18 protein-coding genes and 1 other RNA gene are annotated in these 16,677 nt (G+C 61.3%); 9 read left to right on the forward strand and 10 right to left on the reverse strand.

The genetic code is table 11. The annotated features are described in order from the left end of the window. Positions 1-109: 109 nt before the first annotated feature. The 5 genes from V6M90_RS14800 to V6M90_RS14820 are packed head-to-tail and all read right to left on the reverse strand — an operon-like array spanning position 110 to position 4,899. The gene (locus V6M90_RS14800; RefSeq protein WP_003176805.1) at positions 110-1,327 is read right to left on the reverse strand and encodes a 2-octaprenyl-3-methyl-6-methoxy-1,4-benzoquinol hydroxylase; all 1,218 of its coding nucleotides are present in this window, start codon (positions 1,325-1,327) and stop codon (positions 110-112) included. 9 nt (positions 1,328-1,336) lie between these two features. Further along, the gene (locus V6M90_RS14805; protein WP_003176806.1) at positions 1,337-1,822 is read right to left on the reverse strand and encodes a DUF4442 domain-containing protein; all 486 of its coding nucleotides are present in this window, start codon (positions 1,820-1,822) and stop codon (positions 1,337-1,339) included. After that, positions 1,815-3,002: a 2-octaprenyl-6-methoxyphenyl hydroxylase gene (ubiH, locus tag V6M90_RS14810; RefSeq protein WP_003176807.1), complete on the reverse strand. Its 1,188-nt coding sequence runs from the start codon at positions 3,000-3,002 to the stop codon at positions 1,815-1,817. Before ubiH ends, V6M90_RS14805 begins: the two co-directional genes overlap by 8 nt. Further along, positions 2,999-4,321, reverse strand: coding sequence for a Xaa-Pro aminopeptidase (pepP, locus tag V6M90_RS14815; RefSeq protein ID WP_003176808.1), 1,323 nt, complete (start codon positions 4,319-4,321; stop codon positions 2,999-3,001). The genes ubiH and pepP overlap by 4 nt, the downstream gene beginning before the upstream one ends. Before the next feature lie 20 nt (positions 4,322-4,341). Further along, entirely contained in the window at positions 4,342-4,899 is a 558-nt protein-coding gene (locus V6M90_RS14820) for a YecA/YgfB family protein (protein ID WP_003176809.1), read from the reverse strand. A gap of 139 nt (positions 4,900-5,038) precedes the next feature. Between V6M90_RS14820 and V6M90_RS14825 the strand changes: the two genes are divergently transcribed. From V6M90_RS14825 to V6M90_RS14840, 4 genes are all read left to right on the forward strand, one after another. After that, positions 5,039-5,248 (forward strand): TIGR02449 family protein, encoded by a 210-nt coding sequence (locus tag V6M90_RS14825; protein ID WP_007982902.1) that lies wholly within the window; start codon positions 5,039-5,041, stop codon positions 5,246-5,248. Beyond that, on the forward strand, positions 5,245-5,562 hold the full coding sequence (locus tag V6M90_RS14830) for a cell division protein ZapA (RefSeq protein WP_003176812.1): 318 nt from the start codon (positions 5,245-5,247) through the stop codon (positions 5,560-5,562). Before V6M90_RS14825 ends, V6M90_RS14830 begins: the two co-directional genes overlap by 4 nt. Positions 5,563-5,592: 30 nt before the next feature. Further along, positions 5,593-5,771: non-coding RNA, 6S RNA (gene ssrS, locus V6M90_RS14835), on the forward strand. A gap of 59 nt (positions 5,772-5,830) precedes the next feature. Further along, complete coding sequence (locus V6M90_RS14840; RefSeq protein WP_305429664.1) at positions 5,831-6,460, forward strand: 5-formyltetrahydrofolate cyclo-ligase; 630 nt, start codon at positions 5,831-5,833, stop codon at positions 6,458-6,460. Positions 6,461-6,467: 7 nt separating this feature from the next. Here the strand turns inward: V6M90_RS14840 and V6M90_RS14845 are convergent, their stop codons facing one another. Then, positions 6,468-6,614 carry a hypothetical protein gene (locus V6M90_RS14845; protein ID WP_003176815.1) on the reverse strand — a complete coding sequence of 49 codons (147 nt, stop codon included), beginning with the start codon at positions 6,612-6,614 and terminating at the stop codon, positions 6,468-6,470. Between the two features lie 195 nt (positions 6,615-6,809). Between V6M90_RS14845 and V6M90_RS14850 the strand changes: the two genes are divergently transcribed. Further along, positions 6,810-7,259 carry an EVE domain-containing protein gene (locus tag V6M90_RS14850; protein WP_003176816.1) on the forward strand — a complete coding sequence of 150 codons (450 nt, stop codon included), beginning with the start codon at positions 6,810-6,812 and terminating at the stop codon, positions 7,257-7,259. Positions 7,260-7,382: 123 nt separating this feature from the next. Then, the gene (locus V6M90_RS14855) at positions 7,383-9,386 is read left to right on the forward strand and encodes an acyltransferase family protein (protein ID WP_003176817.1); all 2,004 of its coding nucleotides are present in this window, start codon (positions 7,383-7,385) and stop codon (positions 9,384-9,386) included. Here the strand turns inward: V6M90_RS14855 and V6M90_RS14860 are convergent. Further along, the gene (locus V6M90_RS14860; protein ID WP_003176818.1) at positions 9,376-9,783 is read right to left on the reverse strand and encodes a flagellar basal body-associated protein FliL; all 408 of its coding nucleotides are present in this window, start codon (positions 9,781-9,783) and stop codon (positions 9,376-9,378) included. The genes V6M90_RS14855 and V6M90_RS14860 overlap by 11 nt on opposite strands. A 150-nt stretch (positions 9,784-9,933) precedes the next feature. Here V6M90_RS14860 and V6M90_RS14865 point away from each other — a divergent pair, with 150 nt between their 5' ends. After that, on the forward strand, positions 9,934-10,911 hold the full coding sequence (locus V6M90_RS14865) for an NADPH:quinone oxidoreductase family protein (protein ID WP_332846723.1): 978 nt from the start codon (positions 9,934-9,936) through the stop codon (positions 10,909-10,911). A gap of 227 nt (positions 10,912-11,138) precedes the next feature. Beyond that, positions 11,139-12,476 carry a glycerol-3-phosphate transporter gene (gene glpT, locus V6M90_RS14870; protein WP_003176820.1) on the forward strand — a complete coding sequence of 446 codons (1,338 nt, stop codon included), beginning with the start codon at positions 11,139-11,141 and terminating at the stop codon, positions 12,474-12,476. On the opposite strand, the gene V6M90_RS14875 is transcribed toward glpT, so the two are convergent. Continuing rightward, complete coding sequence (locus V6M90_RS14875; RefSeq protein ID WP_003176821.1) at positions 12,473-13,126, reverse strand: gamma-glutamylcyclotransferase; 654 nt, start codon at positions 13,124-13,126, stop codon at positions 12,473-12,475. The genes glpT and V6M90_RS14875 overlap by 4 nt on opposite strands. A gap of 296 nt (positions 13,127-13,422) precedes the next feature. On the opposite strand from V6M90_RS14875, the gene V6M90_RS14880 reads away from it, so the two are divergent. Continuing rightward, positions 13,423-13,905: a hypothetical protein gene (locus V6M90_RS14880; protein ID WP_003176822.1), complete on the forward strand. Its 483-nt coding sequence runs from the start codon at positions 13,423-13,425 to the stop codon at positions 13,903-13,905. A 182-nt stretch (positions 13,906-14,087) separates the two neighbouring features. Here V6M90_RS14880 and V6M90_RS14885 read toward each other — a convergent pair whose 3' ends face one another. Then, complete coding sequence (locus V6M90_RS14885; RefSeq protein ID WP_332846724.1) at positions 14,088-15,056, reverse strand: CDP-6-deoxy-delta-3,4-glucoseen reductase; 969 nt, start codon at positions 15,054-15,056, stop codon at positions 14,088-14,090. Beyond that, positions 15,056-16,522, reverse strand: a complete 1,467-nt coding sequence (ubiD, locus tag V6M90_RS14890; protein WP_003176824.1) for a 4-hydroxy-3-polyprenylbenzoate decarboxylase — start codon at positions 16,520-16,522, stop codon at positions 15,056-15,058. The genes V6M90_RS14885 and ubiD overlap by 1 nt, the downstream gene beginning before the upstream one ends. Positions 16,523-16,677: the final 155 nt, after the last annotated feature.

Consider the following 16,677-nt stretch of genomic DNA (forward strand, 5'->3'; position numbering starts at 1 on the left):
CTCATTTGCAAAAAGAGAGCAAATGATAAGGACTCACATTTGGTAACGCTTGGTGGAGGCGTTACCAGATGTTGCACCACGGCTTAATAGGCAACCGACGTATGGCAATTCAAGGTTTGGCCAGCTCCGGCAGATCGCCGGTCAAACCCAAGGCCTGGCGCACAAAAACGGCCTTGGCTTCGGGCATCTGGTCGACCATTTTCAACCCGGCATTGCGCAACCAGCGCAACGGCAGTTGATCGGCCTGGAACAACCGCTCAAAGCCCTCCATCGCCGCCATCAACGCCAGGTTATGCGGCATGCGCCGGCGCTCGTAACGGCTGAGCACTTTCACATCCGCCAGGCGCTCGCCACGTTCGGTGGCCGACAACAACACGTCGGCAAGCACTGCCGCATCGAGGAAACCCAGGTTCACGCCCTGCCCGGCCAGCGGATGGATCACATGGGCCGCGTCGCCGATCAATGCCAGGCCCTCGGCCACATAGCGTTTGGCATGGCGTTGACGCAACGGCACGCAAACCCTTGGATCGGCGCTGACGACGGTGCCCAGGCGCCCTTCAAAGGCGCGCTCCAGCGCACGGCAAAACGCCTCGTCATCCAACGACATCAAGCGTTCGGACTCAGCCGGCGTGGTCGACCAGACGATCGAGCACCAATCCTGCTGCCCGTCCCGCTCCAATGGCAAAAACGCCAGCGGGCCGGTATCGGTAAACCGCTGCCAGGCCGTGCGCTGGTGCGGCTGGCTGCTGCGTACGCTGGTGACGATGGCGTTATGCAGGTAATCCCACTCACGGGTCGCCGTGCCGGTAAGGCGGCGCACGGCGGAGTTGGCGCCATCGGCCGCGACCACCAACGGCGCGCGCAAAGTTCGGCCATCGGCCAGGGTCAGCAGCCAGTCATCGCCGGAGCGGCGCATCTGCTCCAGGCGTGCGTTGGCGAGCAAACCCAGGTCGCAGTCGTGCAGGCGCTCGAGCAAGGCGTCCTGCACCACGCGGTTTTCGACGATATGCCCGAGCACTTCGGCATGCACGCTGGCCGCCGAGAAGTGGATCTGCCCGGTGCCGCTGCCATCCCACACCTGCATCTCGCCATAGGGGCTGGCGCGGCGCGAGACAATGCCATCCCACACGCCGAGGCGCTCCAGGATGCGCTGGCTGGCCGCCGACAGGGCACTCACCCGAGGCTCGAAGGCCGCGTCACGGTCGAACGGCTTGACACTCAGCGGGCTGCCGTCGAGCAGCAGCACTTGCAGGCCACTGCCTTGCAACGCCAGCGCCAGGGCGCTTCCTACCATTCCGGCTCCGACAATCAGCACATCTGCGCGCATGTCCATGCTTTAAACCTGTCTTGCTGGCGGCTTGCGCCGCACGTAAAGGGTTTTGTCGACCCGCGCGACCAAAGTGCCGGAGCCGTCATGAATCTGGACCTTGAGGTGGGGCAGATATTTCTCGCCGCCTTCGGTCTGTCGACGTACCTCATCCAACAACGCATCGTCGATAAAAAATTCGGCATACACCGGGCCCTTGCCCGGCGAGATGAAGTCGATGCTCGCGGCCTTGTCCCACACGATGTAGTCACGGCCCAGGTTCTCCATGAGCATCAGCATGTAGAACGGGTCGACCATCGAATACAGGCTGCCACCGAACTGGGTGCCGACGTAATTGCGGTTATACCAACCCAGGCCCATGCGCACTTTGACGTGACGAAAGTCGGCGCTCATATGCTGTACGCTGACCCCGGCGCCCAGGTACGGCGGGTACAGGGTCATGACCCAACGCAACAACCGCGCCTTGCCCAGCCGTTCGATCAACCACTTAAGCATCGGGACGCGTCCCCAGGCCCATCGCCTGACGGGCGAACCAGCGCTTGGCCGGCGGCAACAGGTCCAGGCCCAGCAGGCCCATGTTGCGGCCCAGCGCGACCAAGGGTTGAGCACTGCCAAACAGCCGCGTGACCTGGTCGGAAAAACCCACGGTCAACTTCTGATCCAGGTGCTGGCGCTCGCGATAAGCCTGCAGCGTCGCCAGGTCGCCCGGCACCGCAGGCCCGGCCAGCAGGGCCTCGGCCAAGGCATTCGCATCGCGCAGCGACAGGTTGAAACCCTGCCCGGCAATCGGGTGCAGGCTGTGGGCGGCATTGCCGAGGATCGCCAGGTGCGAGCGTACTTGCTCTTCGGCTTCCACCAGGGTCAGCGGATACAGATGTCGCGCGCCGACTTGTTTCAGCGTGCCCAGGCGGTAACCGAACACGCCCTGCAATTCGCTCAGGAAACTGCGCTCGTCAAGGGCGGCCAGGCGTTGGGCGTCCATGCCGATGCGGGTCCACACCAGCGCGCAGCGATTGTCCGGCAGCGGCAGCAACGCCATCGGGCCTTGCTCGGTGAAGCGCTCGAAGGCTTCGCCGTTGTGGGACTCGCTTGGGGTGATGTTGGCGATCAGCGCGCTCTGGTTGTACGGCCGGGTTTTCACGCCGACTCCCAACTGCTCGCGCAAGCCGGAGCGACCACCATCGGCCAATACCGCAAGGTCGCATTCCAACACGGTTTCATCGTTGAGGGTGAGGCGATAACCGTCGGACAGCGGCTCCATGCGCGTGACCTCCGCCGGGCAGCGCCAGCTCACCACATCTTTGTCCAGGCCTTGCCACAGGCATTGGCCGAGCCAGGCGTTTTCCACCACATAGCCCAGGGCCGGCACGCCCTCCTCCAAGGCAGACAAGCGCGCGGTAGAGAAGCGGCCTTTGTCCGACACATGAATCTGCTTGATCGGTTCGGCGCGAGGGGAGATGGCCTGCCATACCCCCAGGCGCTGATAAATCTGCCTGGCGCCAAACGACAACGCCGACGAGCGCGCGTCGTAGCTCGGCTGGTAGCTGTCACCCGGCGCGAAAGGTTCGATCAACACGATTTTCCAGCCGCGCGCCTTGGCCCCGGCCTGCAGTGCCAGCGCCAGGCTGGCGCCCACCAGGCCGCCGCCGATGATCGCCAGGTTGACCCGGCTCATCGGGCAGCCGCCATCAGGGCTTCGATCTCGGCGACGGTCTTGGGCACGCCGCCGGTCAGGATTTCACAGCCTTGCTTGGTCACCACCACGTCGTCCTCGATGCGTACGCCAATGCCACGCCATTTCTTTGCCACGTTCTGGTTGTCCGGCGAAATATAAATGCCCGGCTCCACGGTGAGTGCCATGCCGACTTCCAGCACGCGCCATTCACCGCCCACCTTGTACTCACCCACGTCATGCACATCCATCCCCAGCCAATGGCCGGCGCGGTGCATATAGAAGGGTTTATAGGCTTCGCCGGCAATCAGTTCGTCGACGTCACCTTGCAACAGCCCCAGCTTTACCAACCCGGCGGTGATGACCTGCACGGTCGCCTCATGGGCCTGGTTCCAATGCTTGTTCGGTGCGATCTCGGCAAAGGCGGCTTCCTGGGAGGCCAGCACAATCTCGTAGATCGCTTTCTGTTCAGCTGAAAACCTGCCATTGACCGGCCAGGTGCGGGTGATGTCGCTGGCGTAGCAGTCGATCTCGCAACCGGCGTCGATCAGCACCAGGTCACCGTCCTTGAGCAGCGCGTCATTCTGCTGGTAGTGCAGGATGCAGCTGTTACGCCCGGCGGCGACGATGGAGCCATAGGCGGGCATTTTCGCGCCGCCTTTACGGAATTCGTAATCCAGCTCGGCTTCCAGGCTGAACTCATGCAGCCCGGCGCGACTGGCCTGCATCGCCTTGACGTGGGCCGCGCAGGAAATCCGCGCGGCTTCGCGCATCACCTTCACTTCCGCCGCCGATTTATACAGGCGCATGTCGTGGAGCAGATGATCCAGGGCAACGAATTCATTCGGCGGCTGCGCGCCCAGGTGCGCTTTGGAGCGGATCACGTTGATCCATTCCATCAGGTGCCGGTCGAATTCGGCGTTGCTGCCCATGGCCGAATACACCCGGTCGCGGCCTTCGATCAGGCCGGGCAGGATGTCGTCGATATCGGTGATGGGAAACGCGTCGTCGGCGCCAAAATCACGAATCGCACCTTCGGTACCGGCGCGCAGGCCGTCCCACAATTCGCGTTCGGCATTGCGTTCGCGGCAGAACAGCACGTACTCGCCATGCTGGCGACCGGGCATCAGCACGATCACCGCTTCCGGCTCGGGGAAACCGCTCAGGTACTGGAAATCACTGTCCTGGCGGTAGACGTGCTCGACATCGCGATTGCGGATAGCCACGGCGGCGGCCGGCAGGATCGCGATGCTGTTGGGTTCCATCTGCGCCATGAGCGCCTTGCGGCGCCGGGTGTATTCCGCTTTGGGGATATGGATCATGGGCAGATGGGCTTCCTTTCTCAGTGCAGTGAAGGCTTGGGGGCAGCAGGCTCAGCGGACTTCCTGGTCTCGGTGAACAGCAGCAATGGTGCGACGCGCAGGTATTCCATGACTTCCATGTAATCGCCTTCGCCGTCTTCGGACTCTTCCAGGGCGTCCTGCACCTGGGAGATGGCCGCCAAGTCCTGCAGCACTTCCTTGGCGTCGGTGCTCAACTCCAGGCCACCGGCGTTCACACCGAAACCGTGGAGGAAGCCCTGGCACCATTGGCCCAGTGCGGCGGCACGCTCGGTAAGCGGCGCATCGTCGGTCGGCAACAGCAGGACCACGGTGACGTCATCACCGGTCAGCTCGCCCTTGACCATCTCTTGCAGTCCGATCAGTGCGTTACGCACGTTGTCGGTCGGTTCGGTTTCCAGCAGCTCGGCGACATCGGCCAGCCAGTTGTCGGCGTCAAAGCCGACACCGGTGCAACTGCGGCCCAGCAATACGCCGTGCAGCTCGGCAGGCGAGCAGGGATGGCCGCTGGTGCTCAGCAGTTTGGAGAAAGCATCGTACGGGGAGTTCTGAATGGGCATGGTGAGCTAGGCGCCAGACGGCGCAATGTCTAGAATGGAGCGCTGTATCCTAGCACCGGCAGACGCACCAAGACTATCAAGGGCGTCAGATCGTTTATCCTGCAGTTGCCATTCATCAGACAAAATCCAGTGGAACCCAATGGAAGACACCGACCTGCAAGCGCTGATGGCCAGACTCGAATTGCTAATTACTCGGGTCGAGCAACTTAAGAGTCAAAACGGACTCCTATTAGCTCAGGAAAAGACCTGGCGCGAGGAACGCGCTCACCTCATTGAAAAAAACGAAATCGCCCGGCGTAAGGTCGAATCGATGATTTCGCGCCTGAAGGCCCTGGAGCAAGACTCATGAGTTCAAGCAATAGCGTCACCGTGCAGATTCTCGACAAAGAATATTCGATCATCTGCCCTCAGGAAGAGCGCAATAACCTGGTGAGCGCCGCCCGCTACCTGGATGGCAAGATGCGTGAGATCCGCAGCAGCGGCAAAGTGATCGGCGCCGACCGCATCGCTGTGATGGCCGCGCTGAACATTACCCACGACTTGCTGCACAAGCAGGAACGTCCTGACGTACAGGCCAGCGGCTCGACCCGCGAGCAGGTACGCGACCTGCTCGAACGCGTTGACCTGGTGCTGTCCAGCGACTCAGACGCACCCAAGGGCTGATTGCCGCGACCGTTTAAGGTATACTCGCCCCACTCCCTGGCGTGTTTGCCAGTCGGCGATGTCCCGGAGCCGATTCGCACTACCCTGGAAGTTGCACGTTGGGCTGGTGTGCATGTCCGCTAGACGGAAAGCCTTAAAGCCTACTGCTTCTTCCACCTTGAACTTTCGGGTTCAAGGGCTAAGTCGACAGCGGCGCTGTCGGGGAGCCTGAATTCCCAAAACTCAATGCCAGTCCCCGGACTGGCATTGTTGTATGAGCCGAAAAATCATGACCGAACCTGCGCCGCTTTCCCGTCCGCACCTTCGACGCATGTTGCGCAAGGCCCGCCGCGCCCTCACGCCGAGCGAGCAGCGCCAGGCCGCCCTCGGCCTGTATCGGCAACTGGCACAGCACCCGCTGTTTCGCCGGGCCAAACATATTTCCTTATATCTACCGACGGACGGTGAAATCGATCCGCGCTTGCTGCTGCGTGCCGCCCAGCGCCGAGGCAAGGCTACTTACCTGCCGGTGCTGAGTGCCTGGCCGCGGACCAAGATGGTGTTCCAGCGCGTGCGGCCTGGAGAAACGCTGCGGCCCAATCGCTTTCGCATCCTGGAACCACGGGTCAATGCCAAGCGCCAGCGCAAGGTCTGGGCGCTGGACCTGGTGCTGCTGCCGCTGGTGGGATTCGATGATGCCGGCGGCCGCCTGGGCATGGGCGGCGGTTTCTACGACCGCAGCCTGGCCTACCTTGCCCGCCGCCAAAGCTGGCGCAAGCCGACGCTGCTGGGGCTGGCCCATGAATGTCAGAAGGTCGATCGATTGGCGCAGGCCAGTTGGGATGTGCCATTGGCCGGCACCGTCACAGACAGGAAGTGGTATATCGCGCAGGCGCCACTGGAGTCAGCGGCGCCTTGAAGCCGTATCAGCGCTTGAACGGTTGTTGCTGTTGAGTCAATTCAACGGGTGCATCGGTCTTGTTCGACCACAGGCTTTGCGCATACCCGGTGGTCACGACGCCCAGACCAAACAAAATCACCAAAATCCATAGTAAATCCGGTTTACGTTGCATCGATTGCCCCCCTTCAGGCACCTCGTACACGATGACAACAACGTTCCAAAGTAGTCCGTTGCAGCTGCGTCAAGCTTAAAATCCCGGCATTCTGCGATAACGTGAACCAACACGCAAACCTTGACGCCAACCGACTGTCGGTTTGTCATCAAATTGCCTGACAACTTGCCCACTGCCTTTTTCAGGAGCGCAAAAATGGCCTATTGGCTGATGAAATCCGAGCCCGACGAACTCTCCATCCAAGGCCTGGAAAAGCTCGGTGAAGCGCGCTGGGATGGCGTGCGCAATTACCAGGCGCGCAACTTTTTGCGGGCAATGGCCGAGGGCGATGAATTTTTCTTCTACCATTCCAGCTGCCCCGAGCCGGGCATTGCCGGCATAGGCAAGATCGTCAAGACGGCCTACCCCGATCCGACCGCATTGGAGCCTGAAGGCCACTATTTCGACGCCAAGGCCACATCCGACAAAAATCCGTGGAGTGCAATCGACGTTTCCCATGTCCAGACCTTCCCCAAGGTACTGAGCCTCGGCTACCTGAAGCAGCAAACCGCCCTCGCCGAGTTGCCTTTGGTACAAAAAGGCAGCCGGCTGTCGGTCATGCCAGTCACCGCCGAGCAATGGGCAGCCGTCCTGGCGCTGTGTTGAATACCCGCGCGGTGCACAACCGATCCCGACACACCCGGACTTATACCTGTCCGAATAGCTAGTCGTCGTGCGGGGCACGCTTTGGCAGAATCACGGCTTTGCCCACTCCGCAAGGAGACCAGCGTGTCCCTGCCCACCCACACCTACAAGCCCGCCATCGATGGCTTGCGCGCCATCGCCGTCCTCGGCGTCATCATTTTCCACCTCGATTTCATCGACCTGCTGCCAGGCGGCTTTACCGGCGTCGACCTGTTCTTCGTGATCTCCGGGTATGTGATCAGCCAGTCGCTGTGGGAACGTCGCAACCTGACCTTCGGCCGCTACCTAAAAGATTTTTACCGGCGGCGCCTGCTACGCATCATGCCCGCGTTGCTGACGGTGCTCTGCGTCAGCTTCATTGCATCAGCGATGTTCATGCCGCAATTCTGGCTCAGCGAACTCATACACAGCACCGGCATCGCGGCCTTTTTTGGCCTGAGCAACGTTGTGCTGGCCTGGAACACCGACACGTACTTTTCACCCAGCACCGAACTCAACCCCTACTTGCACACCTGGTCTCTGGGGGTCGAAGAGCAGTTTTATGTGATATTCCCGGCGCTGTTCTACCTTTGGCTGCGTTATCGACGCCACACGCCCATTGCCTGGGTGGCATTGCCGTTGATGGCCGTTGTTTCGTTGATCGTCGGCGCATGGCAGGTCGAAGCTGCGCCGCTGTCGGCGTTCTACCTGCTGCCGGGGCGCTTCTGGGAGCTGGCGGTCGGCGCGATCCTGTTTCAACTGATCGGCACGCGGGCCGTGACACCTCACCTCTGTCGCCTGGCGCCCACACTGCTGGCGATCGGCCTGGGCCTGGTTGTGACCGGCTTTCTGTTCGCCGACCCCAGCCGGTTCCCCTTTCCATGGGCTGTGGTCACCGTAGCAGGCGCGGTGGCCATGATTGCCGGGACAGTGCTACGCGCCGACAGCCCGCCAAGCGCAGTGCAGCGCGTGCTGCAAAACCCGCTGGCGGCCTATGTCGGCCGCCTGTCCTATTCGCTGTATTTGTGGCACTGGCCGGTCGCGGTATTCCTGCGCTGGACCACCGGCCTGGAGTGGCTGGTTGTGCAGCTGCTCTACCCGCTGCTGGTCATTGCCCTGGCCGCAGCCTCCTATCACTGGATCGAAACACCGATCCGTAGCGGACAATCGATGGTTCAGCGCAATGCGTGGCTGACCTTCGTAACCGGCGCGATGGCGACAACGCTGCTATGGCTGAGTGCGCTGTGGGTAACGCAGAACACGTCGACGCTGTCACTCAGCCAGACCCGCGATACTTACACCTGGTACGCCTACAGGCATTACCCCCAGGAAGATATCGACACCCTCGACGACCCGAGCCTGCAGGGGCGCCAACTGTTCGTCATCGGCGACTCGCATACGGCGGCCTACCGCACGCTGCTCAAGCTGGTATCGCTGAGGCTGGGCATCCAGGTGGTGGAATATGAAGAGGGCGGTTGCAGTGTGGTCAGCCTTATCGGCCCCGATCCGGCAAGGTGTGCGAACACCCGAGAGGCGCAGCTCAAGCAAATCGAGGAGCAGGCCAAACCGGGGGATATCGTCTTCCTCGCCTCGTTGCGGATGCCTGAACTGAACGGTCGTGAGTGGCGCAACGGCGAGGCGGCGACCGTCGATGAGGCGCTGAGCGAGTTGACCGCAGACAACCTGAGCGCCGCGAGGTCCGCCGCAGACACGCTGTTGAGCCGCTTGCAAGGCGCGCAGCTCAACGTCCTGATCGATGCGCCAAAGCCGGTATTCAAGGCTGCGCCCAACCGTTGCTCGGACTGGTTCAACCGCATGAACCCGGTCTGCGCACCCGGCCTGACGATGGCGCGCGACCAGCTGGAAAGGTTGCGCGCCCCGCAGATGCAACTGCTGCAACAACTGCAGGCGGACTATCCCGCCCTGTATGCCTGGGACCCGCTGCCCCTGCTGTGCCCGGGCCCGACCTGCTCGGCCTATGACGAAAGCGCCAAGCCGCTGTTTTTCGACACCAACCACCTCAGTGGCCATGGCAACCGCGTGCTGGAGCCGTCCTTCACGGCGGCACTGCTGAAGATCTGGGGAGTGACGCCGCCGCTTACTGAATGATCAGGTTGTTGAACAACAGGTCCTCGACCACCGGTTTACCCGTTTCGTCATTCATCAATTGCTGCGTTTGCTTCAGCGCTTCCTGGCGCAGCTTTTCCTTGCCCTCGACAGTGCTCATGGCCTCATTGGTCTGCTGAGTAAACAGCGCCACCAACTGGTTACGAATCAACGGGTCATTGGCTTTGACCAGCTTCGCCGCTTCCTCGCCGGTCACGCGCAGGGCGATATCGGCCTTGAACACCTTGAGTTTCGCCGTGCCATCCAGGCCATAGTTACCCACGAACGGCGGGCTCAGGCTGATATAGCTGACCTTCGGCGCCTCGCCTTCTTTGGCTTCTTCGGCCTGGGCTGCCATCGGCAAGGTCAGGGCCAGCATCAACAGGATCCACGCTTTCACAGTTCATTCCTCGAATTCGGTTGCCGGGTAGCATAACGCTAGCAAGGCAGAGCACAAGCTTATGGCGACTTATCAGGCCCGGGCATGCTCGTTGACCCGCGGGCGTACCCTCCTACACTTATCGGCCACGACACCAAAAGGAATAGCCCGATGAAAGCAGTGCTGTGCAAAGCCTTCGGCCCCGCCGAAACCCTGGTGCTGGAAGAGATCGCCAGCCCTGCGATCAAGAAGAACGAAATTTTGCTGGACGTGCATGCCGCCGGGGTGAATTTTCCGGACACGCTGATCATCGAGGGCAAATACCAGTTCAAGCCGCCCTTTCCATTTTCGCCGGGTGGCGAAGCAGCGGGCGTGGTCAGCGAAGTGGGGGAAAAGGTCAGCCACCTCAAAGTCGGTGACCGGGTCATGGCGCTCACCGGCTGGGGCAGCTTTGCCGAGCAGGTCGCGGTGCCGGGCTACAACGTGCTGCCGATTCCGCCAAGCATGGACTTCAACATCGCCGCCGCCTTCAGCATGACCTACGGCACCTCGATGCACGCGCTGAAACAACGGGCCCACCTGCAACCCGGCGAAACCCTGCTGGTACTCGGCGCCTCCGGCGGCGTGGGCCTGGCCGCCGTGGAAATCGGCAAGGCCATGGGCGCCCGCGTGATCGCCGCCGCCAGCAGCGCCGAGAAACTCGCCGTGGCCAAGGCCGCCGGTGCCGATGAGCTGATCAACTACAGCGAAACCAGCCTCAAGGATGAGATCAAGCGGCTCACCGACGGCAACGGTGCCGATGTAATCTACGACCCGGTCGGCGGTGACCTGTTTGACCAGGCCGTGCGCGCCATCGCGTGGAATGGCCGCTTGCTGGTGGTGGGTTTTGCCAGCGGGCGCATTCCCGAGCTGCCGGTGAACCTGGCGCTGCTCAAGGGCGCAGCCGTGGTCGGGGTGTTCTGGGGCTCATTTGCCCAGCGCCAGCCGCAGGACAATGCGGCCAACTTCCAGCAACTGTTCACTTGGTATGGTGAAGGCAAACTCAAGCCGCTGGTGTCGCAGGTGTATCCGCTGGAACAGGCCGCACAGGCTATTAACGATCTGGGGCAGCGCAAGGCAGTCGGCAAGGTCGTCGTCCAGACCCGCTGAGAGTCACTTGAAATGCAATCAATGTGGGAGCAAGCCCCCTCCCACATTTGATCTCCAGCAGTCCTAAAATCGATAACGACCACCACTTATCCATTCGCGACATGTTCATAAAAGAACATACATTTGCCAGCTTTTCCTGTGTTTGCGCTTAAGAGGCGATGCTATTTTCGGTAACGAAACTGTAACATTCGCATCCGCAGTCAAAACAAGAAATCTGGAGCTCTTGAATGTTTGCTTTCTTTCGTCCTGCCGCGCACCAGGCGCCCCTGCCTGAAGAAAAAATAGACAGTACCTACCGACGACTGCGCTGGCAGATCTTCGCCGGTATTTTCTTCGGTTACGCCGGGTACTACCTGCTGCGCAAGAACTTCTCCCTGGCCATGCCCTACTTGATCGACGAGGGTTATACCCGGGGCCAACTGGGCCTGGCGATGTCGGCGATCGCGATTGCCTATGGGCTGTCCAAGTTCCTCATGGGCCTGGTGTCCGACCGCTCCAACCCACGTTACTTCCTGCCCTTCGGCCTGCTGGTGTCAGCGGGCGTGATGTTCATTTTCGGTTTCGCGCCCTGGGCCACATCCAGCGTGACCATGATGTTCATTTTGCTGTTCATCAACGGCTGGGCCCAAGGCATGGGCTGGCCGCCAAGTGGACGCACCATGGTGCACTGGTGGTCGCAGAAAGAACGCGGCGGCGTGGTGTCGGTATGGAACGTGGCGCACAACGTCGGCGGCGGCCTGATCGGCCCGCTGTTCCTGTTGGGCATGGCCTGGTTCAACGACTGGCATGCAGCGTTCTATGTACCGGCCACCGTGGCCCTGCTGGTGGCGGCGTTTGCCTTCATCACCATGCGCGACACCCCGCAATCGGTGGGCCTGCCGCCGATTGAAAAGTACAAGAACGACTACCCGGAAGGCTACGACGCCAGCCACGAAGAGGAATTCAGCGCCAAGGAAATCTTCGTCAAGTACGTGCTGCGCAACAAGATGCTGTGGTACATCGCTTTCGCCAACGTCTTCGTCTACCTGCTGCGCTACGGTGTACTGGACTGGGCACCGACCTATCTCAAGGAAGCCAAGCACTTCACGGTGGACAAGTCGTCGTGGGCATACTTCTTCTATGAGTGGGCGGGCATTCCGGGCACGCTGTTGTGCGGCTGGATGTCGGACAAAATCTTCCGTGGCAACCGCGGCCTGACCGGCATCGTGTTCATGGCGCTGGTCACCGTGGCGACCCTGGTGTACTGGCTCAACCCGCCGGGCAACCCGATGGTCGATATGATCGCGCTGTTCTCCATCGGCTTCCTGATCTACGGCCCGGTGATGCTGATCGGCCTGCAGGCACTGGAGCTGGCACCGAAGAAAGCCGCCGGTACGGCTGCGGGCTTCACCGGCCTGTTCGGTTACCTGGGTGGCTCGGTGGCGGCAAGCGCGGCCATGGGCTACACCGTGGACCATTTCGGCTGGGACGGCGGTTTCGTGCTGTTGATCGGCGCGTGCCTGCTGGCGATCGCGTTCTTGATCCCAACGCTGTGGCACACCAACAGTGTCAGCTCGGCGCGTTAACCGCCTGCGCAGTCCTTTGCACAACGCTTGAGCCGCGCCTCCAGATTCTTGTCTGGCATGGCGTGGCTACGCAGGGCGTTTACGGTCTGCTCGACATAATCGCGAGTGGTGCCGTAACGCCCGCAAGCGCTCTGCAGCACATGGTTGAGCACGATATCGGGCAGATTGCCGGCGTAGCTGGGCAAATGCCGCTCCAATACAAACCCCAGCGCCTGTACCTGACTGCCATCCTCCAGACGGCAACTGAGCCAGTGAGGCTTGTAGGAAGGATAAGGCATCTCGCGCTGCCACAAGGCGTAGAGCGAGGCTTCGAGTTGGTCTTCCGGCAAGCGGTAGGCAAAACCGCTGCAAGAGCCGCCCCGATCCAGGCCGAATACCAGCCCTGGTAATTCCGGCGTCCCCCGATGTTCGTGAGACCACAGATACAGGCCACGGTGATAACCATGCACCCGAGCCCGCACCCGCTCGGTCGACGAACACTCAGGGCGCCAGATCAGCGAGCCGTACGCAAATAGCCAGACCGGCCCACCCTTGTGCCGCCCCATGGTGGCCTGCATCGAACTCATTAATTGTTCGTGAGTGAGTTGCGGCCCCAGATCGAGCCGCGGAGGGTAAGCCAACTGCAGAAGATCGGATTCTATAGCGGTCATGGCGAAAAGCGCTGTGCCTCCTATGTGTTACTTGGTGTAAACAACTTTAACCCAATACCCTGGGGTGGCAATAAGCTGCCCGTCGCGGGTATAGCTTAAGGACATTTACCCAAGACAATAAATACCGTAACCGCATAAGTACGGATATAAGCCCAACGGTCATTCGTCAGGATTGCGACTGCCAATTCCGCTACCTTCAGCCCCGGTTCAGCCTGGGAACGCGCCAAGCCGTCAAAATAGCGCGCACATCACGACCCACCTAGCCGCCCATCACAACGACTATCGAGGTCGCACCCATGAAAAATTTTCGACTGCCTGGCCTGTTATTCCTGGCCCAGGCCACGACCGCACTGGCTGGCGAAACGCGCGTCGACAACGATGACAAGGGCTTCTGGTACGCACAGACCAGCGTCTACACGCGGCACTTCGCGCCGGACCCGGACCACAACAATAACCAGGACCTGATCGGCCTGGAGCGCAATCAAGCCTCGGGGTTCGTATACGGCGCAGCGACATTTCGCAATTCGTTCAGCCAGCGCTCGTACTACGCCTATGCAGGCAAGCGCTATGACATGACGGACTATCCGGTGTACCTGAAGCTGACCGGCGGAGCGATCCAGGGCTATCGCGGCAAGTACCGCGACAAAATCCCATTGAACCGTTTCGGCGTGGCGCCGGTGATCATTCCGTCGATGGGCACCCATTACGGGCCGGTGGCAGCGGAATTGGTGCTGCTGGGGTTCAATGCGGCGATGGTGACAACTGGCGTGCGTTTCTAAACGGGCACCGAGCAGGCTTGTTGTGGTGAGCGGTTTTGTTGTGTTGAGCGGGCTTGCCCCGCGCCGGGGCGCGAAGCGGCCCCAAACCAGGCTGCGCGGTGTACCTGAAAGAGTCCAGTGGCTTTATTGGGCTGCTTCGCCGCCCCGCGCGGGGCAAGCCCGCTCACTACAACAGCCGGCAGTCATTGACGCGGGGCGTAGGCGAATACGTCGGCACGCATCTGGTGCGCATCCATGCCGGCGTCGACCAGCGCATCCAGGGTGCCGTAGATCATCGCCGGTGAACCGCTGGCATAGACATGCACACCCTTGAGGTCGGTAATGTCTTCACACACCGCTTCATGCAATAAGCCACAGCGTCCTTCCCAGCCGCACAAGTCGCTGACCACTTTGTGCAGGAACAGGTTGGGCAGTCGCTGCCATTGTTCCCAGTGTTCGATCTGATAGAAATCTTCCGGGCGACGCACGCCCCAGTACAGATGCACCGGGTGTTTGAAGCCGGAGGCGCGGCAATGTTCGATCAGACTGTGCATCTGCGCCATACCCGTGCCGGCCGCGATCAACACCAGCGGGCCGTCCGGCAGCTCGGCCAGGTGAGTATCGCCAAATGGCAACTCGATACGGGCCATCCGGTTACGTTGCAGCTGCTCCAGCAAGTTGCGCGCACTGTCTTCGCGAGCCAGTACATGCAGTTCCAGCTCGCGCCCGGCATGGGGTGCCGAGGCCAGGGAAAATGCCGACTTCTCGCCGTTTTCCCGTTCGATCATCAGGTACTGCCCGGCGTGGTAGCGCACGGCCTTGCCGGCAGGAGCCCGCAGGCGCACGCGCCACACATCGCCACCGACCTCCACGCACTCACTCAATTGGCACGACAACTTGCGCAACGGCAATTCTCCCGGCGCCAACACGCCATCCCACAGCACGATGCAATCTTCCAGCGGCTCGGCGATGCAGGTGTAGAACTCACCGTGGTCACGCACTTCGCCGGCTTGTTGCACACGGCCTTCCACCAGCAGCGCCGCGCACACGTGGCATACACCGTTGCGACAAGCCTGCGGGCACTCGTAGCCCAGGCGGCGCGCACCTTCGAGGATTCGCTCGCCAAGAGCCAGCTCCAGCACAGCGCCGGAAGGTTGCAGGGTTACACGCATCAATCTATTCCCAATTCTTTCCAGATCGCATCGACGCGCGCGGTCACGGCTTCATCCTTGACGATCACCCGGCCCCACTCGCGGGTAGTTTCACCCGGCCATTTGTGGGTGGCGTCCAGGCCCATCTTCGAACCCAGGCCCGATACCGGCGACGCGAAGTCGAGGTAGTCGATCGGCGTGTTGTCGATCATCACCGTGTCGCGCTTGGGGTCCATGCGCGTGGTGATGGCCCAGATCACGTCGTTCCAGTCGCGGGCATTGATGTCGTCGTCAGTGACAATAACGAACTTGGTGTACATGAACTGTCGCAAAAACGACCACACACCGAGCATTACCCGCTTGGCATGGCCGGGGTACGACTTCTTCATCGTCACGATGGCCATGCGATACGAGCAGCCTTCAGGCGGCAGGTAGAAGTCGGTGATTTCCGGGAATTGCTTCTGCAGGATCGGCACGAACACTTCGTTGAGCGCCACGCCGAGAATGGCCGGCTCATCCGGCGGACGGCCGGTATAGGTGCTGTGGTAGATCGGTTTGATGCGGTGGGTGATGCGCTCGACGGTGAACACCGGGAAGCTGTCGACTTCGTTGTAGTAGCCGGTGTGATCGCCGTAGGGGCCTTCATCGGCCATTTCGCCCGGGTGAATCACACCTTCGAGGATAATTTCCGCAGTGGCCGGTACTTGCAGGTCGTTGCCACGGCATTTCACCAGCTCGGTACGGTTACCGCGCAACAGGCCGGCGAAAGCGTATTCGGACAGGCTGTCGGGCACCGGCGTCACGGCGCCGAGGATGGTAGCCGGGTCAGCGCCCAGGGCAACGGAGACCGGGAACGGTTTGCCGGGGTGCTTTTCACACCACTCCCGGAAGTCGAGGGCGCCGCCACGATGGCTCAGCCAGCGCATGATCACCTTGTTGCGGCCGATCACTTGCTGGCGGTAGATACCCAGGTTCTGGCGGTCCTTGTTCGGACCCTTGGTGACGGTCAGGCCCCAGGTGATCAGTGGGCCGACATCGCCGGGCCAGCAGGTCTGCACCGGGAGCATGGCCAGGTCGACGTCGTCGCCTTCGATGACCACTTCCTGGCACACCGCGTCCTTGACCACCTTGGGGGCCATGGCAATGATCTTGCGGAAGATCGGCAGCTTGGACCAGGCGTCCTTCAGCCCCTTGGGCGGCTCGGGCTCCTTGAGGAAGGCCAGCAGCTTGCCGATCTCGCGCAGTTCGCTGACCGACTCGGCGCCCATGCCAAAGGCCACGCGCTCGGGCGTGCCGAACAAGTTGCCGAGCACCGGAATGTCAAAGCCGGTCGGGTTCTCGAACAGCAGCGCCGGGCCCTTGTTGCGCAGGGTACGGTCGCAAATCTCAGTCATTTCCAGCACCGGGGAAATCGGCATCTGGATACGTTTCAACTCTCCGCGCTGCTCAAGTTGCTGCACGAAATCCCGAAGATCCTTGAATTTCATTAACCATGCCACCCGTAAAATAGGCGTACATCCTACCTGCTCTGAGGGCGGCTGGCAGCCCTATCGGCGGCGCAATTGCCGGCCAGGTGTCGTTAAAACCCCAGATCGCAAAAAAAATGGCGCCCCTGGGGGCGCCATTCTTTCGGACCTGAAAC

This window comes from Pseudomonas lactucae (assembly GCF_036688725.1).
Lineage (GTDB): Bacteria > Pseudomonadota > Gammaproteobacteria > Pseudomonadales > Pseudomonadaceae > Aquipseudomonas > Aquipseudomonas lactucae.